Here is a 21,998-nt window from a genome sequence, read left to right on the forward strand (position 1 = left end):
AAGGCCCTTCAAGGGACATCACGAAGGCGTCAGATCACTTGGACGATCCCCCGGGATGCCCGTTCCTGCCACCTGAGCAAGGGGTTTGAGCGAGAGCGATTGGGCGCTTCGCCCTCGCCCGTTAGGGACCGTGGCCAGAGCCCGTCGACGACGAGGAGTGGGTCTAGCGTGTCGTGCAAGCTGACGAGGAACGCTCTGCCCAGGTGGCGGAAAGCTTAACCCAGTCTGAACCAACCAGTTCAGCCTGCAGCAGCGGCACGGTGGCATGGTTCGGTCATCGCCAACAGCGCCGATACGCGCGCATGGAGCCTTCACATGCCCATCATGCCCTGGATCCACGATACCCTTTACGTCGGTGGGCTCGCCGGCCTTGTCCTCGTGGCGCGGCAGGCGCTCGGTCGGTACGATCTGAAGCTGTCCGGCCTCCCCGGTCTAGAACAAATGCGCCGACCTTTCGGGCGTGGCGTCAGGCCCCTCGCACAGGCTTGGTCCACGTCGATACGGACGAGCGGTAACACCGCCTTCGACGAATGGCGCGAGGGCGAGATCAGCCGGATCGAGGCCCAGCGTCGCGCTCTTGAAACCCGCTTGCAGGAATTCGAGGGCTTCGTCGACAGGCTCAAGCGCGCCAAGGACCGCGCCACCTTCGAGCGCTTCGTGGCGGAGCATCCCGGTGCATCGGGGGCCGCGGCCGACATCGCCGGTACCGCCGAGCACACCGACCAGCGACTTGGTTAGCTGCGCCTAAACTTGCGCCGGCGGTGCGAGCCGCCGGTCAGATGAGGAGCAATCCCGCCACCGCCGGCACGAGGGCACGCGGCATCACCAGCCGGCCGAGCTCGAGGAAGCTCCAGACGCCGACGTCTTACCCCTCGCGACGGATGACGGTGAGGCAGAGCATCGTCGCGAGCCCCCCGTGACCGAGAGGTTCGGGCCGGTTTCTATGCGGATCAGCATGGCGCCGGTCACCGTCTGCGGGACGTGCGCCGTCTACACACACGCGCCGCTTATGCGAAAGCCAAGCAAGGTAGACAGCGTCCGCTTCGGGGCATCGAGCCAACCGCCGCGTCCCACCCTCCGCGGCCATCCATATGGTCAAGCGGATTGAGTGTTGACCAGACCGGTGTCCGCGATCAGGACGCGGCGACCGGGGCGATCGGCCTGGGCGGGTCCGGCTCGTCGCGCTGCATCCGGTGGAAGCGGGCGTAGGCGCCCTCCTGGGCGAGGAGTTCCGCGTGCCGGCCGGTCTCGACGACGCGGCCGGCCTCCATCACCACGATCCGGTCGGCCTCCCGGATGGTGGAGAGGCGGTGGGCGATCACCAGGGTGGTGCGCCCCCGCATCAGCCGGGTCAGCGCCTCCTGCACGAGGCGCTCGGACTCGGCGTCGAGCGCCGAGGTCGCCTCGTCGAGGAGCAGGATCGGCGCGTCCTTCAGGAAGGCGCGGGCCAGCGCGATGCGCTGGCGCTCGCCCCCCGAGAGCCGCTGGCCCGCCGGGCCGACCCGGAAGGCGTAGCCCTCGGGCAGGCGGGCGACGAAATCGTGCGCCGCCGCCGCCCGGGCCGCCGCCTCGATCGCGGCCTCGTCCGCGCCCGGGCGGCCGAAGCCGATATTGGCCCTGATCGTGTCGTCGAACAGCATCACCTCCTGCGAGACCACGGCCACGGCGGCGCGCAGGGAGCCGAGGGTGACGGCGCGCACGTCCTGGCCGTCGATCAGGACCGCGCCCGCGGTCACGTCGTAGAGGCGCGGCACGAGGTTGAGGAGCGAGGACTTGCCCGAGCCCGAGCGCCCGACCAGCGCCGTCGTGGTGCCGGCCCCGACCTCGAGGTCGATCTGCTCCAGGGCGGGCGCGTCCTCCCGGTAGCGGAAGCGCACGGATTCGAAGCGGATCGCGCCGCGCTCGACCCGGAGCGCCGGGGCGCCGGGGCGCTCGCGGATGGTGGGCGCCTCGTCGAGGAGATCGAAGTAGCGCCGCAGGGCGGCGGCGGCCTCCTGCAGGATCGCGTTGAGGGTTCCGAGCGCCCGGGCCGGCTGGGCGGCGAGCAGGAGCGCGGCGACGTAGCCGGTGAAGTCGCCGACGGTGCGCTCGCCCGACATCACCCGCTGGCCGACGAGAACCAGCACCGCCGCCACCGCGAGGCCGCCGCCGATCTCCAGCAGCGGATCGAGGCGCCCGCGGGCGTTGGCGGCCTTCATCTTGAGGCGGCGCACCTCGTCGAGGGACTGGCGCGCCCGCTCCTTGAGATAGCCCTCCATCGCGTAGGTCTTGGCGACGCGCACGCCCGACAGGCTCTCGGAGATCAGGCTCGCGGTGGCGCCCATCTGCTCCTGCGTCGTGGTCGAGACCCGCCGGAGCTTCTTGCCGATCCGCCCGATCGGCCCGGCCACGAAGGGCACCGTGACGGCGGCCACCAGGGTCAGGACCGGATCCATCCAGACGAGGGCCACCACCAGACCAAGCAGCATCGCCACGTCGCGCAGCAGCACGGTGGAGATGCGGGTCAGGGCCTCCTTGATGAAGGCGAAGTCGGTGGTGAAGCGCTGGGTGAAGGCCGCCGGGCTCTCGCGGCCGAGCTGCGCGAGGTCGGCCTCGATCAGATGCCCGTAGAGCGCGGCCTGCATGTCGGCCTCGACCCGGGTGACCACGCGGTTCGTCAGCACGGTCTGGCCGAGCAGCGCGAAGCCGCGCAGGGCGGTGACGGCGATCACCACCACGGGCCCGTAGGTGAGGGCCGACGGGTCCTTGTGGTCGAAGGCGTCGAAGGCCGCCTTGATCAGGGCCGGGTAGAGCCCCGTGGCGGCGCCGACCACGGCGATCAGCACGAGGACCACCGCCAGGGTGCCCCGGTGGGGAGAGAGCCACTCGCGCCAGAGGCGGCGCAGAAGCGGGATCGTGTCGCCCTTCAGGCGCGCCATGGGGTGCTCGTCCAATCCGCGGAGGTCGGCCGCGGTTTGCAGCCGCCGCCGCCGCGGATCAAGGGAGCGGGGACGCGATGGCCTCCGCGAGCCGCTCAACGCGGCTCGCCGGGACCGTCCTCTCGCGGGCCGCGGCCGTGATGGCGCCAGCCGCCATGCGGGCGCATCGGACGGGCGAGCACGAGGGCGCGCCGCTTCTGGTCCTGGTCCAGCGTGGCGTAGAGCGGCGCGGAGGCGTCGGCGAGCTTGCGCAGTGCGTCGGCCCGGGCCGAGGCCGCGTCCGCCATGGCGCGGAGCGCGCCTGGGGCGTCGTCGATCATCCGGCCGCGCTCGCGCATCGCCGCCCTGCGCTCGCGGCGCAGGCGGGCCATGTCGCGGATCGCGGCCTCCACCGGCGGCCAGAGCTTCTCCTGGTCGGGCGTCAGGCGGAGGCCGGCGTGCAGCGCGGCGATCCGGGCGTCCGCGAAGGCGGCCCGGTCCTCGGGCGAGAGGGAGCTCCAGCGCCCGCCGTGGAACGGGTCGGGCCGGCCGTCCCGCGCGGCGGCGACGCCCGCGAGCCCGAGGGCGGCCACGCCCGCGAGGAGGACACCCTGGATCGTGCGTCGGCTTATGACAGTCTCCATCCTGCGCGCCACAGCCCGCCGCTCCGCGGGATCGGGGTGGGCGCCGACGACCACAATGGCCGAGCTCGGGTGGCGCCCCGCTGTCCGGGACATGACATCGCGTTCATGTGCGGCAGCCGCGGTCCGCTCTGTGCGCGCCGGGTGTATCCGGCTTGTGTATGCAACACTGTTACATTACTCCGCCGGGTTTCCGGAATGGAACGGCGCATGATGGACACGCGATACGGCGGCCTGGCGCGGGGCCTCGTCCTGCTCCTGCTCGCGACCCTCCTCGCACGCGCGGCCGAGCCGCGGACCGCCCGGGCCGCGGAGCCGCTGCGGGTGGTGGCGACCTTCTCGATCCTGGCGGATCTCGCCCGTCAGGTCGGCGGCGCGCATGTCCAGGTGGAGAGCCTCGTCGGCCCGGACTCGGACGCCCACAGCTACAACCCGGCGCCTGCCGATTCCCGCAAGCTCGCCGCCGCGCAGGTCATCGTGGTGAACGGGCTCGGCCTGGAGGGCTGGATGGACCGGCTGATCCGGGCTTCCGGCACCCGGGCGCCCGTGATCGTGGCCGCCGCGGGCATCCCGACGCTGCCGGGCGACCCCGATCACGCGCACGGATCGGGCCCCAAGGCCGGCGGGGCAATCGATCCCCACGCGTGGCAGAGCGTGGCCAATGCCCGACGCTACGTCGCCACCATCCGCGACGGGTTCGCCAACGCCGATCCCCCTCATGCGGCAGACTACGCCCGCAACGCCGCCGCCTACGACGCGGATCTCGCGCACCTCGACGACGCGATCCGCGCGACGGTGGCGTCGATCCCGCCCGAGCACCGACGCGTTATCACGGCGCACAATTCCTTCGGCTACTTCAGCGCCGCCTACGGCCTCGCCTTCATCGCCCCCCAGGGGGTCTCGACCGCGAGCGAGGCGAGCCCGCAGGACGTCGCCCGGATCATCCGGCAGATCCGACGCGACAAGGTCCCGGCCGTGTTCCTGGAAACGATCGCCGATCCGCGCCTGATGGAGCAGATCGCCCGCGAGAGCGGCGCGCGCGTCGGGGCGAAAGTGTATTCTGATTCGCTCTCCGGACCGGCCGGGCCGGCGCCGACGTATCTCGCGATGATGCGCGCGAACCTGAGCGCCTTCGCGGCCGCGCTCGGGGGCGCGGATGCGGCCGAGAGCGCGAGCCGGGCGGAGCCGCAGCGGCCCTGACCGGATGCGCCTCACCCATGACAGAGCGTAAACCGATGGTTAAGAGGCCCGCTCTAGCTTGACCGACTGACTGGCCGGGCCGTGATCCGGGCCCGAGGAGATCGCGTGGCTTGGGGGCCTGATCGCTGGCGCTTCTACCGGCTTCTCGGGCGCGAGGCCGCGGGCTTGGTCCGCGCCGCGAGCGCGCGCCTCAGCGCGCCGCCGGACATCCTAGCCAGGCTGCGGGTGAGCGGGCTCGTGATCGCCCCACACGACCTGCGCACCGCCGACGCCACCTTCGCCGACGACATCTATGCCGGGCTCTTCGTCTTCGCCGGGCGCTCGCTCGCGGCGAGCGGCGGCTCGCCCTTCGACTACGCTCCGCCCTCGCCCGAATGGGCCGAGGTGCTCTACGGCTTCGGCTGGCTGCGCCACCTGCGCGCCGCCGACACGGCGCTCGCCCGGGCCAACGCACGGGCCTTCGTCGCCGACTTCATGGCGGGCCGCGGCGATCCCGCGCTCGCCCGGCGCACGCCGGTGGCCGCGCGGCGTCTGATCTCCTTCCTGTGCCAGTCGCCGCTGGTGCTGGAGGGGGCCGACCACGCCTTCTACCAGGGGTTCCTCAGGACGATCGCCAGGGGCGCTCAGCAGCTCGAGCGCGACCTGCGCCGGGGCGTGCCGCCGCAATGGCGCCTCTGCGCGGCGGTGGCGCTCTGCTACGCCGGCCTGTGCTGCGAGGGCATCGAACCGATCCTGCGCCGGGCCACGCGCATCCTCACGCGCGAGCTCGAGCGGCAGATCATGGCCGATGGTGGCCACCGCTCGCGCGACCCGCACTTCGCCATGGAGTTGCTCCTCGACCTACTGCCGCTGCGCCAGAGCTATCTCAGCCGCAACGTCGAGCCGCCCGCGGCGCTGATCGGGGCGATCGACCGGATGCTGCCGCTGCTGCGGCTGCTGCGGCACGCCGACGCCTCGCTCAGCCATTTCAACGGCATGGGCGCGACCGCCGCCGACCAGCTCGCCACGCTTCTCGTCTACGACGGCGCGCTCGCCCGGCCGCTGATGCACGCCCCCAATTCCGGCTACGAGCGGCTGGAAGGCGGGCGCGTCCTCGTGGTCGCCGACGTCGGCGGAAGCCCGCCGCTGCCCTACTCGCTCAAGGCGGGGGCGGGCTGCCTCGCCTTTGAGATGTCGAGCGGACCCCAGCGCATCGTGGTCAATTGCGGCCTGCCCGCCAGCGGGCCCGAGCTGCGCCGGGTGGCGCGCTCGACGGCCGCCCACTCCACCGCCTGCGTGGCCGACGCCTCCTCCTGCCGCTTTCTCGGCGGCGCGGGCTGGTGGGCCGAGCGCGCGGCCGCGGAGTGGCTGATGGCCCGCATCGGCCCCGTCGTGCTGCGCGGGCCCGCCGAGGTCCGGGCGGAGCGCTCCGAGACGGGCAGCAGCACCGTGCTCGCCGCGCGCCACGACGGCTACGGGCCGGATTTCGGCATCGTGCACGAGCGCCGCTGGGAGCTGTTCTCGGCGGAGGGGCGCCTGGAAGGCCGGGACGCCTTCCTGCGGGGAGGGCGACCCGGCGGAAGCCGGGGCGGTGGCGCTCTGCGGCCGCAGGAGGTGGCGGTGCGCTTCCACCTGCATCCGGCGATCGCGGTGCGCGGCGCCGGGCAAGGGCTCGAACTCGCTGCGCCGCTGGGCGAGGTCTGGCTGTTCGAGGCCGAGGGCGCCGAGATCGCCATCGAGGAGAGCGTCTACTTCGCGGGCCTCACCGGCGCCCGGCGCACCGACCAGATCGTGCTGCACCTCCGGGTCGCCGAGGACACCGAGGTGCGCTGGTCCTTCCGCCGGGTGGTGGCCTCCGCCCGGCCCTGAGGCGCGAACGGGTTCCCTCGCGTGGGAGCGGTCCCCGCCCGCACCGACCGCGTGCGGGCCGCCCTGGCCGGCCCGCCCGGTTCCGTGCTACCGGCGCCGCATCCCGGCAGGCGCGGGCGGCCCCGGCCAAGCCCCGCGGAAGACGCGAAGACCAAAGACTATGTCCCATGATCAGGTGCGGGTCTCCCGCGCGCTCCTCTCGGTCTCCGACAAGACCGGACTCGTGGATTTCGCCCGGGCCCTGCAGGCCCGCGGGATCGATCTGGTCTCGACCGGCGGCACGCACAGGACGCTGAGCGAGGCGGGCCTGCCCGTCACCGAGGTCGCCGACCTGACGGGCTTTCCCGAGATGATGGACGGCCGGGTGAAGACCCTGCATCCGGCCGTGCACGGCGGCCTGCTCGCGGTGCGCGACAACCCGGAGCATCAGGCGGCGCTGGCCGCCCACGGCATCGGGGCGATCGACCTCCTCGTGGTCAACCTCTACCCGTTCGAGGCGACGATCCTGGCCGGCCGGCCCGACGACGAGTGCGTCGAGAACATCGATGTCGGCGGGCCCGCGATGATCCGGGCGGCGGCCAAGAACCACCGCGACGTCGCCGTGGTGACGGACGTCTCGGACTATGCCGCGGTGCTCGCGGCCCTGGAGGCGGGTGCCGGCACCCTGAGCCTCGCCCTGCGCCGCAGCCTCGCCCAGAAGGCCTATGCCCGCACCGCCGCCTACGACGCGGCCATCGCCGCCTGGCTCGGCGACCGCGTGGAGGCCGCGGGTCCGGCGCCCTACCGCACCTTCGGGGGCAGCCTCGTCCAGGCCCTGCGCTACGGCGAGAACCCGCACCAGCAGGCGGCCTTCTACCGGGCGCCGGGCCCGGCGCGGGCCGGTGTCGCGAGCGCGCGCCAGATCCAGGGCAAGGAGCTCTCCTACAACAATCTCAACGACACCGACGCGGCCTACGAATGCGTGGCCGAGTTCGATCCCGCCCGGACCGCGGCGGTGGCGATCATCAAGCACGCCAACCCGTGCGGGGTGGCCGAGGGGGCGAGCCTGCTCGAGGCCTACGAGCGCGCGCTCAGCTGCGATCCGACCTCGGCCTTCGGCGGCATCGTGGCGCTCAACCGGCCGCTCGACGCGGAGGCGGCGCGCCGGATCGTGGAGATCTTCACCGAGGTGATCATCGCTCCGGAGGTCTCGGACGAGGCGGCGGCGATCGTGGCCGCCAAGAAGAACCTGCGCCTCCTGATCGCGGGCGGCCTGCCGGATCCGCGCGCGGCCGGTGCCACGGTGCGCACCCTCGCGGGCGGATTGCTGGTCCAGGATCGCGACGCCGCGATCGTGGACGACATGCCGCTCAGCGTCGTCACCCGGCGCCAGCCGAGCGAGGCCGAGTACGCCGATCTCCGCTTCGCCTACCGGGTGGCCAAGCACGTCAAGTCGAACGCGATCGTCTACGCGCGCGGGGGCGCCACGGTGGGGATCGGCGCCGGGCAGATGTCGCGGGTCGATTCCTCGCGCATCGCGGCCTGGAAGGCCCAGGAGGGCGCGACGCGCCTCGGCCTTCCCGAAAGCCTCGCGAAGGGCGCGGTGGTGGCCTCCGACGCGTTCTTTCCCTTCGCGGACGGCCTCATGGCGGCGGCGGAGGCGGGTGCAACGGCGGTGATCCAGCCGGGCGGATCGATGCGCGACGCCGAGGTGATCGCCGCTGCCGACGCGGCCGGCCTCGCGATGGTGTTCACGGGGATGCGCCACTTCCGGCATTGAGGCGTCTGGCCGAGCCTGATGGGTCGTGACCTACCAAGCTCGGCGGACACCCGCCGTCGCGCCGGCGGACCGCACGGCGGCCGGCCCGCGCGCTTGCCGACGGCGACCGGAGGCGACGGCCGTCTGTGTCGCGCTCCCATCGACCGGCTCAGGGCGTCCGATCCGGCACGAGTTCGAAGCCGGCCGCCTCGAGCCGCTGCTTGAAGCGCGCGTAGGCATCGGCGAGGCGCTGCTCCTCCCGAATCGGCACGGCGCCGCCGCTCGGTCCCGCGGCGGCCAGCGCGAGGGCCGCCCGGTGCAGGTCGTCGGCCGCCGCGTCGAGGCCGGGGTCGCGGTCGAGCAGTGCCAGCACGTCGATGAGATGCGCCCGCACCAGGGTGGCGGCATCGCCGGCCCGTCGCTGCCGGAGCCGGGCCAGCGCGGCCTCGATCCCGTTCAGGCGGTCCGCCAGCATCTCGCAGAGCAGGGCAGGGGTCATGTCGGGTCCGGGGCCGGGCGCGGCCTCAATCGCCCGGCGTCCAGTCGATCCGGGGCCGCTGCGCCAGGATGCGCTCGAAATAGTTCGCCACCGCCTGCGCCCCGTCCGCGTGCATCATCGCCACCGGATGGGCGAGGTAGGCGCGCGCCAAGTCGAGGGGCAGCTCTCCGGCCTGAAGGGCGGCGAGCACCGCGTCGATGAAGGCGTCATTCGCCTCGTTGAAGTCGTTCGAGAGCTTCTTGCGGTCGTTCAGCGCCTTGATCGGCATCGGTCTGCGTCCCCTGCTGCGCCGGAGCCCCGGCCGTCACGTGGTGACGCTGCGCCTGCCACGCGCCAAGCTGGCGCAGCGGCAGGCGGGCCTCGACCACCCTGTCCTCGTCGAGCAGGCCTAGCACCACCTCGGTGGTCGCGTCCGGGAACCGGGCGCGGATCGCCGCCTCGACCTGCTCTATCTGCCGATCGCGATCCCCTGTGGTCTCGACCGGAACGTGCTTCACGATGCGGATCATGCCGCCTCATAGCGCGCGGGACGCCGGGCTTCACCCAGGAAACTGCCGCAGGTCACCCTATGTCCGGGAGCCGTCGGCGGCTGCGGCAAGCCGACGCCACGGCGCCACCCCCGATCGGTGGTTCCGCGGCGAACCGCAAACGACAAAAGCCACCCGAGGGCGGCTTTTGGGTCGTTGGTCTGGTTGGGAAAATTGGAGCGGGCGAAGGGATTCGAACCCTCGACCCCAACCTTGGCAAGGTTGTGCTCTACCCCTGAGCTACACCCGCTCTCTTCGCGGCGCCGCCTTCCGAAGTCCGGCCCGGCGGCCCCGGACGGCGATCTCTAAACACCATTCGGCCGGGCGATGCAAGCGGCATGAGACGAGGAATTTCGCCGGGGCCGTGCGGGTCCGGGCCTCACCAGGTCGCGGCCGGGGTCACGGCCTCCCGGATCTCGCGCAGGCGCTCGGCTGTGGCGCGGGTGGTGCCCTCGGGCAGGGCATCGAGGGGGAAGAACGCGCAGGCCGCGATCTCCCGGTCGGGCGCCTTCGGGCGCAGCAACGCGAAGGCCGGCGCCACGTAGACCGCGACGTGGTCGCGGGCCGAGGCGGCGCTGTTGCGGTAGAAGCCGTGCAGGCGCAATCCGTCGGCGGGGACGGCGAGTTCCGCCTCCTCGCGGAACTCGCGCAGCATCGCCTCGACCGCCGTCTCGCCGCGCTCGACGCCGCCGCCCGGGAGGTGCCAGCCGCTCACGTAGGTGTGGCGCACCAGGCAGACGCGGCCCTCCGGATCGATCGCGGCGCCGCGCACTCCGAGGGTCATGCCCCGGAGCGCCAGGGCGCCGAGATGAAAGAGGTGGCGCGCGAGCGGATGGTCGAGGATCACCGGATCAGACCACGTCCAGGACGATCTCGCCGAGGCCGGCCACAGCCGCGACCATGCGCTCGCCGCGCCGGACCGGGCCGACGCCGGAGGGCGTGCCGGTGAAGATGAGGTCGCCGGGCGCCAGCTCGAAATAGGCCGACAGGTAGGCGATCTGCTCGGCCACGGACCAGATCATCTCCGAGAGGTCCCCCGTTTGGCGCGGGGCGCCGTCCACGCTCAGCGTGATCGCGCCGCGCTCGGGATGCCCGACCCGGTCCACGGGATGGATCGGCCCGATCGGCCCGGAGGCGTCCGCCGCCTTGCCGAGATCCCAGGGCCGGCGCAGGGCCTTCGCCTCGTCCTGGAGGTCGCGCCGGGTCATGTCGAGGCCCACCGCGTAGCCGTAGACATGGTCGAGCGCCTCGGCGACCGGGATGTCGCGCCCGCCTCTGGCGAGGGCCGCCACCATCTCGATCTCGAAGTGGTAGTTCTCGGTCCGGGGCGGGTAGGGGTGCGGAGCGGGCTCCGACCCCACGGGCTGCAGCGCGTCGGCGGGCTTCATGAAGAAGAACGGCGGCTCGCGGTCGGGGTCGGCACCCATCTCGCGGGCATGGGCGGCGTAGTTGCGTCCCACGCAATAGACCCGCCGCACCGGGAAGAGGTCCGCGCTGCCGACGATTGGCAGGGCGGTGCGCGGCGGGTTGGGAATGACGGAGAGCATGCGTCGCCTCGTGCGGGGGCCCGTGGGGACCCGGGTTTCGCGGAAGGCCCGGCCCGGGGTATCGCCGGAACCCGCCCAGACCCCCAACTTAAGCCGCAGCGGCGCCCGCGCCATCCCGTCGTCGATCCCGTCGTCCCATCCCATGCCCGCGTGCCCTACCCGCGTGAGATTGGGCTCCGCCCACAGAGAGTGCCCGATGCCGGACCAGCCTGCCCTGCTCGACGCGCTGCGCGCCCGGCTCGGGCGCGCGCATCTCCTCACCGAGCCGGAGGACATGGCGCCCTATCTCGTCGAGACGCGCCGGCTCTACCGGGGGAACGCCCTCGCGGTGGCGCGGCCCGCCGATACGGAGGGCGTCGCCTTCGTGGTGCGGGCCTGCGCCGAGGCGGGCGTGCCGGTGGTGGCGCAGGGGGGCAATACCGGGCTCGTCGGCGGCGGCGTGCCGGCCGGCGGGGTGGTGCTCTCCCTGGCGCGTCTCGCCCGCGTGCGCGCGATCGATCCGGTCGGCGCGACGGTGACGGTGGAGGCGGGCGTCATCCTGTCCGACCTCCAGGACGCCGCGGAGGGCGCGGGCCTGCTGTTCCCGCTCTCCTACGCCTCCCGCGGCTCGGCCCGGATCGGGGGCGGCATCGCCACCAACGCCGGGGGCATCGCGGTGCTGGCCTACGGCAACGCCCGCGACCTCGTGCTCGGGCTCGAGGTGGTGCTGGCGGACGGGCGGGTCTGGGACGGGCTCAAGACCCTGCGCAAGGACAATGCCGGCTACGACCTGAAGCAGCTCTTCATCGGCTCGGAGGGCACGCTCGGCATCGTCACGGCGGCGACGCTCCGGCTGTTCCCGCGGCCGGCCTCGACGGCGGTCGCCTTCGTGGGGCTCGCCTCGGCCGCGCACGCCCTCGACCTGTTCGTGCGCCTGCGCGCGGCCTGCGACCGAGACCTCACCGCCTTCGAGTTCCTGCCGCCCTTCGGGCTCGACCTCGTGCTGCGCCACGGCGTCGGCACCGTCCGGCCGCTCGCCGGCAGCCACGGCGCCTACGCCCTGGTCGAGCTCGCGACGGCGAGGCCCGGGGCCGATGCGCGGGCCGAGCTGGAGGCGGCGCTCGGCGAGGCGATGGAGCGCGGGCTCGTCGAGGACGCGGCGATCGGGGCGAGCGAGGCGCAGAACCGGGCTCTCTGGCACCTGCGCGAATCGCTGCCCGAGGCGCAGGGCCGGGTGGGCGGCTCGATCAAGCACGACGTGTCGGTGCCCCTCGCCCGCCTGCCTGATTTCCTGACCGAGGCCACGGCCGCCTGCGAGGCGGCGATGCCGGGCATCCGGGTCTGCGGATTCGGCCATTTCGGCGACGGCAACATCCACTTCAACCTCAGCCAGCCCGAGGGCATGGACCGGGCGGCCTTCCTTGCCGAGTGGGGCCGCTTCAACCGCATCGTGCACGATATCGTGCACGCGATGGGCGGCTCGATCGCCGCCGAGCACGGCGTCGGCCAGCTCAAGCGGGAGGAGCTCGCCCGCTACGGGGATCCGGTCGGCCTCGACCTGATGCGAGCCCTGAAGGCGGCGCTCGACCCGAAGGGCATCCTCAACCCGGGCAAGGTGGTGCCGGAGGCGCTCTGAGGGCGGGGCAGGGGCTCGACACGGATGGTGCGATGCACCATTTTGTCGCGGGTAGGCCTGTCGCATCGCGCCACAAACTCGCTCGATCGGCGGCGCAGAACACGAATCACGGCTGCCGCGCGGCTGGCGGAGCGGGTCCGTCCGACCGCTCGGAGAGCGCAGCGTTATCCGAACCTTAACGGCTGCGGCAGAGTTTGATCAGCTTCCGCCCCCTCGCGTCCGCGCGATCGGGCCCGACGATTGCTTCTTCCCGCGCCACCCCTTCGCATCTGCGAAGCTCACCGGCCCGCAGGACACGATCAGGAGACACCCATGCCCACCTCCCAGGCCCGCGTGCAGACCGCCGAGGCCAGCCGCTACCTGCAGCAGCTCTGCCGCCACTGGAGCCACAAATTCCCGGTGAACAGCACGCCGGAGCGCGGCACGGTGCCGTTCGGAGAGGACCGGGTCTGCACCTTCGAGGCCGAGCCCGACGCGCTGCTGATGCGCATCGCCACGCCCGATCCGGCCGGCCTGACGCGCCTCGAGAACGTGGTCTCCGATCACCTGATGCGCTTCGCCTTCCGCGAGAGCCTCGGCGAGATCACCTGGTCGCGCGCCGCCTGATCCGGCATTTGCGCGAAGCCCGGATCTATCATCCCGAAGGGATCGGTCCGGCTCTGAAAGGACCGGCCGGCGCCTCTTTCGCGAAGGCGACGGCATGCTCTAAACCTCGCCCCTGACCCGCGCCGCGGCGCCGGACCGGATGCGAGGAGCTTGACGATGACGGAACGGACCGGGCCGCTCTCCCCACGGCTCGAACGCCTGGCCACGGTGGCGGTGCGCGTCGGGCTGAACCTTCAGCCCGGGCAGGAACTGGTGATGACGGCGCCGCTGGACGCGCTGCCGCTCGCCCGCGCGATCACCCGCGAGGCCTACCAAGCCGGCGCCTCCCTGGTCACCACGCTGCTGGGCGACGACGAGGCCACGCTCGCCCGCTTCGCGGACGCGCCGGACCCCGCCTTCGACACGGCGGCGGGCTGGCTCTATTCCGGCATGGCGGAGGCCTACCGCAACGGCGCGGCCCGCCTCGCGATCAGCGGCGACGACCCGTCCCTGCTCGCCGGCCAGGATCCCGACAAGGTGGCGCGGGCCAACCGCGCCCGCTCCAAGGCCTACGTGCCGGCCCTCGAGCTGATCGCGAACTTCGCCACGAACTGGACCATCGTCTCGGCCGCGACCCCGTCCTGGGCCCGCACCGTGTTCCCGGACCTGCCGGAGCAGGAGGCCGTGGCCCGGCTCTGGGACGCGATCTTCTCGGCCTCGCGGGTCGAGAGCGCGGATCCGCTCGGGGCCTGGGCCCGCCACAACGCCGAGCTTCACGCCCGCAAGGACCTGCTCAACGGCCGGCGCTTCGCGGCGCTGCGCTTCCGCGGGCCGGGCACAGACCTGAATGTGGGACTCGCCGACGACCACGAGTGGTGCGGCGGCGCCGCGACGTCCCGCAGCGGCATCACCTGCAACGCCAACATCCCGACCGAGGAGGTCTTCACCACGCCGCACAGGCTTCGGGTGGACGGCCACGTGACGAGCACCAAGCCGCTCTCCTACCAGGGCACCCTGATCGACGGGATCGCCGTGCGCTTCGCCGAGGGGCGCATCGTCGAGTCGACCGCCCGCACCGGCGCCGACGTGCTCGCCCGGGTGCTCGACACCGACGAGGGTGCGCGCCGCCTCGGCGAGGTCGCCCTGGTGCCGGCGAGCTCCGCCATCTCGGCCTCGGGCCTGCTGTTCTACAACACCCTCTACGACGAGAACGCCGCGAGCCACATCGCGCTGGGCCAAGCCTACTCGAAGTGCTTCCGCGACGGCGGCGCGGGGTTCAGCGAGGACGATCTCGCGGCGCGCGGGGCCAACCGCAGCCTGATCCACATCGACTGGATGATCGGCTCGGCCGAGATCGACGTGGACGGCATCGACGCGGATGGGCAGGCCGTGCCGGTGATGCGCCGGGGCGAGTGGGCCTGAGGCGGCCCGCTCATCCCCGCAACCTCACGCGCCCGTGGCGACGGGCCGGTCCGGGTCCGCGCCCCATTCCGACCACGAGCCGTCGTAGAGGCCGCGGGCCGGGTGCCCCAGGGTCTCGAGCGCCAGGGTGAGGATCGCGGCGGTCACGCCCGAGCCGCAGGTGGTGAGGATCGGCCGGTCGATGTCGACGCCGGCGCCTTCGAAGGCCGCGCGAATCTCCTCGGGGCTCCGCAGGTGCCCGTCGCGGAGCAGTGCGGAATAGTGGACGTTGCGCGCGCCCGGCATATGGCCGGGGCGCACGCCGGGGCGCGGCTCGGCCTCCTCGCCGCGGAAGCGCGGGGCGGAGCGGGCGTCGACCACCTGGGACGTGCCGCTGGCGAGGGCGCGGGCGACGTCGCCCGCATCGGCCACGGCGCCGTTGTCGAGGCGGGCCGTGAAGTGGCGCCGCTCGCGCGGGGCCGGGTCGCCGTCCTCGGTCGGGTAGCCCGCCGCGATCCAGGCGGGCAGGCCGCCGTCGAGGACGAGGGCGTCGCGTACCCCGAAGGTGCGCAGCATCCACCAGACGCGCGGGGCCGAGAACAGCCCCATCCCGTCATAGACCACGATCTGCAGGCCGTCGCCGATCCCGAGCGCCCGCATGCGCGAGGCGAACACCTCCGGGCGCGGCAGCATGTGGGGCAGGGGCGAAGTCTCGTCGCTCATGGCGTCGAGATCGAAGCGGAGCGCGCCCGGGATGTGCGCGTCCCGGAACTCGGCGGCCGGGTCGCGCCCGGCGGCGGGCAGGTACCACGAGGCGTCGAGCACCACGATGTCGGGCGCGTCGAGGCGCTGGTGCAGCCAATCTGCGGTGACGAGGGGAGAGGGCGCCATCGATGTCGCTCGGTTCGGGATCCGGGTTGGCGCCACTCAAGCACAGACCATGGTCCCGCGCACCCCTTGGCAGCCCCATGCCGGGCCCCTGGCGCTCCTCGCGGATCCTCTGTGCGGCGCAGGGCCGGCGCCTCGGGATGGCGGCGATGCCGGCCTCCGTCCGCCATCCGGGGGAGGGGCGATCCCGGAAAACCTGTAGGATTCCGCCGGGGTTCGCCGTCCCGGGCGTTCCCGATCGCGAGGGCCCCGCCCGTGACCAACCCGTTCTTCCCGTTCTGGCCCTCCGTGGGCCTGCCGTCCGTCACCCTGCCGCAGGGCATCGCCCTGCCGCAGGGCAACGTCACGCAATCCTTCGCGCCCTTCATCACCCAGCAGGTCGACGTGAACTACGCGGGCAGCCGGGAGATCGAGCAGGCGGTCGTCACCGAGGCGGCGAGCTTCGGACGGCAGCTCGGCCGGCTCCTCGACGCCGTCGTGCTGCTCTCTGCGGGCCGCACGGAGATGCCGTTCCGGGACCTTCGCGCGATGGCGGACGAGATCGCCGCGGTGAAGGACCGCCGCCGCCGCAACGCCGCAGAGGACGCGCACGCCGCGCTGGACACCCTCGCCCGGGCGGACCGCGCGGCGCTCGACCGGCTGCTCAGGAGCTACAGCCCTCCGGGCCCGTGAGCCGATCTCGGCGCGGGACCGCGTAGAAGTCCCGGTACCACGCGACGAAGGCGGGAATTCCGACCGCGATCGGCGTCTCCGGCACCGCGCCCACGAGGCGGCGCAGGAGGTCGGTGCTGGCCTCCGTGCGGGCGACGTCGCCGGGGGGAAGCGGCTTCAGGATCCGCTCGGCCCGGCACCCGAGGGCGCGCTCCAGCGCGTCGATCATCGCGTCGAGCCGCACCGGGCGACCGCCGCCGATGTTCACGAGGCGGTAGGGCGCCACCGGGCTCAGGGTATCCTCGGGCCCCACCGGCCCCGATCCGCCGGGCGGGGGCGGGGGCACCTCGGCGAGCCGGCGCATCGCCTCGACGAGATCGTCCACGTAGGTGAAGTCGCGCTCGGCCGCGCCGCCCGCGAAGACCTCGATCGGCTCGCCCGCCAGGATCTTGGCCGTGAACAGGAACAGCGCCATGTCGGGCCGCCCCCAGGGCCCGTAGACCGTGAAGAACCGGAAGGCGGTGGTGGGGATCGCGAAGAGATGGCTGTAGGAATGGGCCATCGCCTCCATGGCGAGCTTCGTGGCGGCGTAGAGCGTCAGGGGCGTGACCGCGCGGTCGGTCTCGCGGAAGGGCAGGGCGGCGTTGCCGCCGTAGGCGGAGCTCGTCGAGGCGAGCAGGAGATGGCGCACCGGATAGGCGCGCACCGCCTCCAGCAGGTTGAAGCTGCCGGTGAGGTTGGCATCGGCATAGGCCTGGGGGTTCTCGAGGCTGTAGCGCACGCCGGCTTGGGCCGCGAGATGGACCACGACCTCCGGCCGCGTCGCCTCGAGGAGATCGCGCAGCAGCCCCGTCGTCTCGAGGCGCCCCTCGATCGGCGCGAACGCGGCGTGGCCCGCGAGATCGGCGTGGCGGGCCCGCTTCAGCCCGACGTCGTAATAGTCCGAGAAGCCGTCGAGGCCGGTGACGGCGTGGCCCTCGGCCAGGAGCCGGCGGCAGAGATGATAGCCGATGAAGCCGGCCGAGCCGGTCACGAGCACGCGCATCGCCGCATCGCCTCCATCAGAGCGCCTTCGGCCGAGGCGCATCCGGTCCGGCTTCCGGCCTCAGACCTACACCGCGGGGCGGCCTGCCCTCAAGCGCTCGGGCCGGCGCGATTCGCGCCTGCCCCGAGCGTCGACCGCCTCCGATGCGGCGAAAAACGGGGATAGGGGTTGCGTTCGCGGCATGGCGCCGGAGGGCCGTAAGGCCGCGGGACGGCGCTGCCGTCGCGGTCGGCGGGCGGCGCTGGAGCAGTCGATCGCGGCCCGCGAGACCCGGGACTTGAGTACTGCGCGGGTGCGTCCCAAGTCGTCGGCGGCTTTCGCGCCGCCGCGTCTGCTCATCGCGCGGCCTGCGCGGGACTCCCCGACACCCGCCCGCATGCCCGGCAAAGCTGGTGCAAACCGCGTGGATGTTCGGTGCGCCCGCGCACAGACGGGCCGCCGCCTTGTTTTCGCGCCCGGGAACGCCAGCTATAACAGTACGATGACACCTTCGCGCCGGTCCGGTTCGGGCCCTGTCCCGATGCCCGGCACGGCGGATCCACCTTCGGGTCTAAGCCAGCGGCCCTGTGGATGGAAGCCCGCGGCGACGTGGATGTCAGTACCCCTCACCCTTCCGACGGGCCTCGACGCCCGCGGGATCCGCGAGCTTACTCGGTCACGATGAATCAACTCGTCCGCATGTCCCAGATCGGCGAAGCCGAATCCGTGAAGGAGCCCTCCGTCGACCTGCGCGTCCCCTTCGCGCAGTCCGGAGCCTTCGTCTGCAAGTTCATCATCGGGGAGCCGAACGAGCGCGCCGTCTGCTGCGGCGCGCCGGTGCAGGACGGCAAAAGCTGGTGCGCGTTCCACCGCCGCATCGTGTTCGAGCCGACGCGCCCCGGCCGCATCCGCTGATCCGGATCGGGCCGGCACCGGCTCAATCCAGATCGTCGAATCCGTCGCGCGGACGATAGACGCGCAAGGTCCGCCCGTCCGGGAACTCCACGGTTCTGCGGCGGACCACGATGTAGCCGGCCTCCTCGGCGCTCTGCAGCCGATCGAGTCTGGGATCCCAGGGATCGGATGCCGGGGCCGCGACACCGACCGGCAGGCCCCGCTCGGGCCGCGGCGCCATCGTGGCGAATCCGTGCCGCGGCGCCGGTCGCACCATCGCGACCCGTCCGCGCGGGCTCGCGCGCACGACCGCCTGGCGGGGTTCCCGCGTCGCGCGGCGAACGGCCCGCCGCACGGGCGCGGTGCGGGCCTCCGCCGAGCGCCGTCCGCGTCCCGACGCGACCCGTTTCTCGGCCCGCCCCTCAGTTCCAGCCCTCGCATCCGACACGGCGCCGGGTGTCGGCGCCTTCGCGTCCGGTGCGGACGCCTTCGGCGACGGCGTCGCGGTTTCCGGTGCCGTGGCCGGGCTGCGGGCGGGCGGGTCGGTCCAGGACCCTGCCGGCTGTTGGGCCTCCGCTGCGGAGAAGCCGATCCACAGCAGGGTGCCGGCCAGCGCGCAGGTCGCGGTGCGGCGTGGTCGGATCGGCATCGACGCCCTCCGGATGAGTGTCGCGGGTCTCGGCCCGGCTCTGGAGGCCGAGACTAGACGAGGCATCGGATGCCGTCCATGCGCGGCTTCGGGCGGTCGCGGCCGATCCATGATCGGGGATCGGGCCTGCACGCGGACCGCGCCTATTCCGCCGCCACCCCGTGCGCGCCGGGCTTGCGCTCCGCCTCGGGCGATGCCGCCGCCTCGCGCAGGCCGGCCTCGACCGCCTTGCGCCGGAACACGCGCATCACGACGACGAAGAAGACCGGCACGAAGAACACCGCCAGCACGGTGGCCGAGATCATGCCGCCCATCACGCCGGTGCCGATGGCCTGCTGGCTCTTCGAGGCGGCACCGGAGGCGATGGCCAGCGGCAGCACGCCCAGGATGAAGGCCAGCGAGGTCATCACGATCGGGCGGAAGCGCAGCGTCGAGGCCTGGATCGTCGCCTCGATGATGTTCGTGCCCGGCTTCCAGAGGTCCTTGGCGAATTCCACGATCAGGATCGCGTTCTTGGCCGAGAGCCCGATGATCGTGATCAACCCGATCTTGAAGTAGACGTCGTTGGGCATGCCGCGCAGGTACACCGCCGCCACCGCACCGATGACGCCGAGCGGGATCACGAGCAGCACCGAGAACGGGATCGCCCAGCTCTCGTAGAGCGCGGCGAGGCACAGGAACACGATCAGCACCGAGAGGGCGAGCAGCAGCGAGGCCTGGCTGCCCGCCTGCTTCTCCTGGAGCGATTGCCCGGTCCAAGTGTAGCCGAAGCCCTTCGGCAGCCGCTGCGTCAGCCGCTCCATCTCGGCGATCGCCTCGCCCGAGGTGTAGCCCGGAGCCGGCTCGCCGGTGAAGCGCACGGCCTGATAGCCGTTGAAGCCGACGATCTGGCTCGGGCCCATGCTCCACTTGATGTCGGCGAAGGAGGACATCGGCACCATGGTGCCGGTGCTGTTCTTGACCGCGTAGTTCAAGATGTCGGCCGCCTGCATGCGCTGCAGCTGCTCGGACTGGACGTAGACGCGCTGCATCTTCCCCTGGTTCGGGAAGTCGTTGGTGTAGACCGACCCGAGGTTGACTTGGATCGTGGCGTTGATGTCCTCGAACTTGACGCCGAGCGCCGCCGCCTTCTCGCGGTCGATGATCAGCTCCGCCTGGGGCGTGGCCGGCAGGCCCTCGATCTTCACCTTTTGCAGGATCGGGCTCTGCTGGGCGAGCTTCAGGAGCTGGGCCTCCGCGGCCGAGAGCGCCGAGTAGCCGCGCTGCGCCCGGTCCTGCAGGCGGAAGGAGAAGCCCGCCGCGTTGCCGAGGTTGTCCACCGGCGGCGGCTCCTGCGCGTCGATGATGGCGTCGCGGTAGTCGGCGAGCGCCTTGTTGGTGCCCGCGACGAGCGCCGCTGCGGAATTCGCCGCGTCGCGCGCGCTCCAGGGCTTCAGGGTCACGAAGGCCTGGCTCAGGTTCGGGCCCTGGCCGGAGAACGAGAACCCGTTCAGCATCGTCACCGTGGCGACACCGGGCTGGGCCATCAGGTGCTCCTCCACCTTGCGCACGGCGGCCTGGGTCCGGTTGTAGGAGGCGCCCGGCGGGGTCTGGATGTCGACGGTGAAGAAGCCCTGGTCCTCCACCGGCAGGAAGCCCTCGGGCAGGCGCAGGAAGGCGAAGCCGACGCCCGCCACCAGGGCGAGGTAGACCAGCATGATCCGGCCGGACTTGGCGATGAACCAGCGCGTGCCGCGGCCGTAGCGGGCGGTCTCGCGGTCGACGATCCGGTTGAACCAGCCGAAGACGCCGCCCTTGGCGTGGCCGTGGCCCTTCTCGACGGGCTTGAGGAAGGTCGCGCACAGCGCCGGCGTCAGCGACAGGGCGAGCAGCGCCGAGAACCCGATCGAGGTGACCATCGCGATCGAGAACTGGCGGTAGATGATGCCGACCGAGCCGGGGAAGAACGCCATCGGGATGAACACCGCCACCAGCACCAGGGTGATGCCGATGATGGCCCCGGTGATCTGGTCCATGGCCTTCTTGGTGGCCTCCTTGGGGGGCAGGCCCTCCTCGGCCATGATGCGCTCGACGTTCTCGACCACCACGATGGCGTCGTCGACGAGGATGCCGATGGCCAGCACCATGCCGAACATGGTGAGCACGTTGATCGAGAAGCCTGCGAGCAGCATCACCGTGACGGTGCCCATCAGGGCGATCGGCACCACGATGGTGGGGATCAGCGTGTAGCGGATGTTCTGCAGGAACAGGAACATCACGATGAAGACCAGCACCACCGCCTCGACGAGGGTGTGCAGCACCTTCTCGATCGAGGCCTTCACGGCGGGTGTGATGTCGTAGGGAATGTCCCATTTCAGGCCCGGCGGGAAGAACTGCGCCAGCTCCTCCATCTTCGCGCGGATGGCCTTGGCGGTCTCCAGCGCGTTGCCGTCCGGCGCCAGCGTCACCGAGATGCCGGCGGCCTCGCCGCCGTTGAGGCGGGTGGAGAACTGGTAGGCGTCGCCGCCGAGCTCGATCCGCGAGACGTCGCGCAGGCGCACGTTCGAGCCGTCGGGGTTGGCCCGCAGGACGATCGCGCCGAAATCCTCGACGGTGCTGAGCTGGCCCTTCACGATGATCGGGGCGGTGACCGGATGCGTGGTCGGGCTCGGCTGCGCGCCGACCGCGCCGGACGCGATCTGGATGTTCTGGTTGCGGATCGCGTCGGTGACGTCCTCGGGCGTCAGCGAGAGGCCGCGCAGCTTGTCCGGGTCGACCCAGACGCGCAGGGAGCGCTCCGTCGAGTACAGCGTGGCGCGGCCCACCCCCGGCACGCGTCGGATCTCGTTGATCACGTTGCGGATCAGGAAGTCGCCGAGCCCGATCTCGTTCATCTTTCCGTCGGTGGAGACCAGCGTGATGATGTTGAGGGTCGCGGCCGAGGCCTCCTCCACGAGGATACCCTGCTGGCGCACCTCGGCCGGGAGCCGCGCCTCCACGCGCTTCAGGCGGTTCTGCACCTCGACCGAGGCGAGCGCCGGGTCGGTGCCGGGCAGGAAGGTCGCGGTGATGTTGATCGAGCCGAACGAGTCGGTGGTCGACTCGAAGCTCATGATGTTGGCCGCCCCGTTCAGCTCGTCCTCGATGAGCCGGGTGGTGCCCGTATAGAGGCTCTCGACCGAGGCGCCCGGGAACGCCGTCGAGAGGGCGATCGAGGGCGGCGCGATCACCGGGTACTGCGCCACCGGCAGCATCGGGATCGAGAGGGCGCCGCCCAGGATGATGAACAGGGCCACCACCCAGGCGAAGACCGGCCGGTCGATGAAGAAGCGTGCCATGTCGCGTTCGGGCTCCTTGGCACCGCACGGCGCCTGACGGGCGCGAGGCGGGCCGGATCGTGGGATCGGCCGGGCGG

The 21,998-nt window shown here is 72.3% G+C and carries 20 protein-coding genes and 1 tRNA gene; 9 read left to right on the top strand and 12 right to left on the bottom strand.

Annotated features, from left to right (window positions below; all coding sequences use genetic code 11):
* Nucleotides 1-315: 315 nt before the first annotated feature.
* Entirely contained in the window at nt 316-738 is a 423-nt protein-coding gene (locus ACS5RC_RS23635) for a DUF2852 domain-containing protein (RefSeq protein ID WP_478346370.1), read from the top strand.
* Between the two features lie 395 nt (nt 739-1,133).
* On the opposite strand, the gene ACS5RC_RS23640 is transcribed toward ACS5RC_RS23635, so the two are convergent.
* Both ACS5RC_RS23640 and ACS5RC_RS23645 read right to left on the bottom strand, forming a co-directional pair.
* Nucleotides 1,134-2,918, bottom strand: coding sequence for an ABC transporter ATP-binding protein (locus ACS5RC_RS23640; protein ID WP_478346371.1), 1,785 nt, complete (start codon nt 2,916-2,918; stop codon nt 1,134-1,136).
* 95 nt (nt 2,919-3,013) lie between these two features.
* Nucleotides 3,014-3,541 (bottom strand): Spy/CpxP family protein refolding chaperone, encoded by a 528-nt coding sequence (locus tag ACS5RC_RS23645; protein WP_478346372.1) that lies wholly within the window; start codon nt 3,539-3,541, stop codon nt 3,014-3,016.
* A 207-nt stretch (nt 3,542-3,748) separates the two neighbouring features.
* Between ACS5RC_RS23645 and ACS5RC_RS23650 the strand changes: the two genes are divergently transcribed.
* The 3 genes from ACS5RC_RS23650 (at nt 3,749) to purH (ending at nt 8,345) form a co-directional block, all read left to right on the top strand.
* Entirely contained in the window at nt 3,749-4,738 is a 990-nt protein-coding gene (locus ACS5RC_RS23650) for a metal ABC transporter solute-binding protein, Zn/Mn family (protein WP_478346373.1), read from the top strand.
* Nucleotides 4,739-4,843: 105 nt separating this feature from the next.
* Nucleotides 4,844-6,586 carry a heparinase II/III family protein gene (locus tag ACS5RC_RS23655; RefSeq protein ID WP_478346374.1) on the top strand — a complete coding sequence of 581 codons (1,743 nt, stop codon included), beginning with the start codon at nt 4,844-4,846 and terminating at the stop codon, nt 6,584-6,586.
* A gap of 160 nt (nt 6,587-6,746) precedes the next feature.
* Nucleotides 6,747-8,345 carry a bifunctional phosphoribosylaminoimidazolecarboxamide formyltransferase/IMP cyclohydrolase gene (gene purH / locus ACS5RC_RS23660; RefSeq protein WP_478346375.1) on the top strand — a complete coding sequence of 533 codons (1,599 nt, stop codon included), beginning with the start codon at nt 6,747-6,749 and terminating at the stop codon, nt 8,343-8,345.
* Between the two features lie 148 nt (nt 8,346-8,493).
* On the opposite strand, the gene ACS5RC_RS23665 is transcribed toward purH, so the two are convergent.
* The 6 genes from ACS5RC_RS23665 to ACS5RC_RS23690 form a co-directional block, all read right to left on the bottom strand.
* Nucleotides 8,494-8,823: a hypothetical protein gene (locus tag ACS5RC_RS23665; protein WP_478346376.1), complete on the bottom strand. Its 330-nt coding sequence runs from the start codon at nt 8,821-8,823 to the stop codon at nt 8,494-8,496.
* A 25-nt stretch (nt 8,824-8,848) separates the two neighbouring features.
* On the bottom strand, nt 8,849-9,091 hold the full coding sequence (locus ACS5RC_RS23670; protein WP_478346377.1) for a hypothetical protein: 243 nt from the start codon (nt 9,089-9,091) through the stop codon (nt 8,849-8,851).
* The gene (locus tag ACS5RC_RS23675; protein ID WP_478346378.1) at nt 9,030-9,332 is read right to left on the bottom strand and encodes a hypothetical protein; all 303 of its coding nucleotides are present in this window, start codon (nt 9,330-9,332) and stop codon (nt 9,030-9,032) included. The genes ACS5RC_RS23670 and ACS5RC_RS23675 overlap by 62 nt, the downstream gene beginning before the upstream one ends.
* 193 nt (nt 9,333-9,525) lie before the next feature.
* Nucleotides 9,526-9,600, bottom strand: a tRNA-Gly gene (locus tag ACS5RC_RS23680).
* A 129-nt stretch (nt 9,601-9,729) separates the two neighbouring features.
* Nucleotides 9,730-10,197, bottom strand: a complete 468-nt coding sequence (locus ACS5RC_RS23685) for an NUDIX domain-containing protein (RefSeq protein ID WP_478346379.1) — start codon at nt 10,195-10,197, stop codon at nt 9,730-9,732.
* Nucleotides 10,198-10,201: 4 nt separating this feature from the next.
* Entirely contained in the window at nt 10,202-10,897 is a 696-nt protein-coding gene (locus tag ACS5RC_RS23690) for a fumarylacetoacetate hydrolase family protein (RefSeq protein WP_478346380.1), read from the bottom strand.
* A gap of 196 nt (nt 10,898-11,093) precedes the next feature.
* Between ACS5RC_RS23690 and ACS5RC_RS23695 the strand changes: the two genes are divergently transcribed.
* The 3 genes from ACS5RC_RS23695 (at nt 11,094) to ACS5RC_RS23705 (ending at nt 14,519) form a co-directional block, all read left to right on the top strand.
* Nucleotides 11,094-12,512 carry an FAD-binding oxidoreductase gene (locus ACS5RC_RS23695; RefSeq protein ID WP_478346381.1) on the top strand — a complete coding sequence of 473 codons (1,419 nt, stop codon included), beginning with the start codon at nt 11,094-11,096 and terminating at the stop codon, nt 12,510-12,512.
* 312 nt (nt 12,513-12,824) lie between these two features.
* Nucleotides 12,825-13,118: a DUF2218 domain-containing protein gene (locus ACS5RC_RS23700; RefSeq protein WP_478346382.1), complete on the top strand. Its 294-nt coding sequence runs from the start codon at nt 12,825-12,827 to the stop codon at nt 13,116-13,118.
* A gap of 156 nt (nt 13,119-13,274) precedes the next feature.
* Nucleotides 13,275-14,519 carry an aminopeptidase gene (locus ACS5RC_RS23705; RefSeq protein WP_478346383.1) on the top strand — a complete coding sequence of 415 codons (1,245 nt, stop codon included), beginning with the start codon at nt 13,275-13,277 and terminating at the stop codon, nt 14,517-14,519.
* Nucleotides 14,520-14,543: 24 nt separating this feature from the next.
* Here ACS5RC_RS23705 and sseA read toward each other — a convergent pair whose 3' ends face one another.
* Nucleotides 14,544-15,389, bottom strand: coding sequence for a 3-mercaptopyruvate sulfurtransferase (gene sseA, locus ACS5RC_RS23710; protein WP_478346384.1), 846 nt, complete (start codon nt 15,387-15,389; stop codon nt 14,544-14,546).
* Between the two features lie 252 nt (nt 15,390-15,641).
* Here sseA and ACS5RC_RS23715 point away from each other — a divergent pair, with 252 nt between their 5' ends.
* Nucleotides 15,642-16,058: a hypothetical protein gene (locus ACS5RC_RS23715; protein WP_478346385.1), complete on the top strand. Its 417-nt coding sequence runs from the start codon at nt 15,642-15,644 to the stop codon at nt 16,056-16,058.
* Here ACS5RC_RS23715 and ACS5RC_RS23720 read toward each other — a convergent pair.
* On the bottom strand, nt 16,030-17,082 hold the full coding sequence (locus tag ACS5RC_RS23720) for an NAD-dependent epimerase/dehydratase family protein (RefSeq protein ID WP_478346386.1): 1,053 nt from the start codon (nt 17,080-17,082) through the stop codon (nt 16,030-16,032). The genes ACS5RC_RS23715 and ACS5RC_RS23720 overlap by 29 nt on opposite strands.
* A gap of 660 nt (nt 17,083-17,742) precedes the next feature.
* Here ACS5RC_RS23720 and ACS5RC_RS23725 point away from each other — a divergent pair.
* Entirely contained in the window at nt 17,743-17,976 is a 234-nt protein-coding gene (locus tag ACS5RC_RS23725) for a hypothetical protein (protein ID WP_478346387.1), read from the top strand.
* 22 nt (nt 17,977-17,998) lie between these two features.
* On the opposite strand, the gene ACS5RC_RS23730 is transcribed toward ACS5RC_RS23725, so the two are convergent.
* The gene (locus tag ACS5RC_RS23730) at nt 17,999-18,196 is read right to left on the bottom strand and encodes a hypothetical protein (protein ID WP_478346388.1); all 198 of its coding nucleotides are present in this window, start codon (nt 18,194-18,196) and stop codon (nt 17,999-18,001) included.
* 551 nt (nt 18,197-18,747) lie between these two features.
* Nucleotides 18,748-21,921, bottom strand: coding sequence for a multidrug efflux RND transporter permease subunit (locus tag ACS5RC_RS23735; protein WP_478346389.1), 3,174 nt, complete (start codon nt 21,919-21,921; stop codon nt 18,748-18,750).
* Nucleotides 21,922-21,998 lie beyond the last annotated feature (77 nt).

The organism is Methylobacterium sp. HJ2, assembly GCF_056431005.1.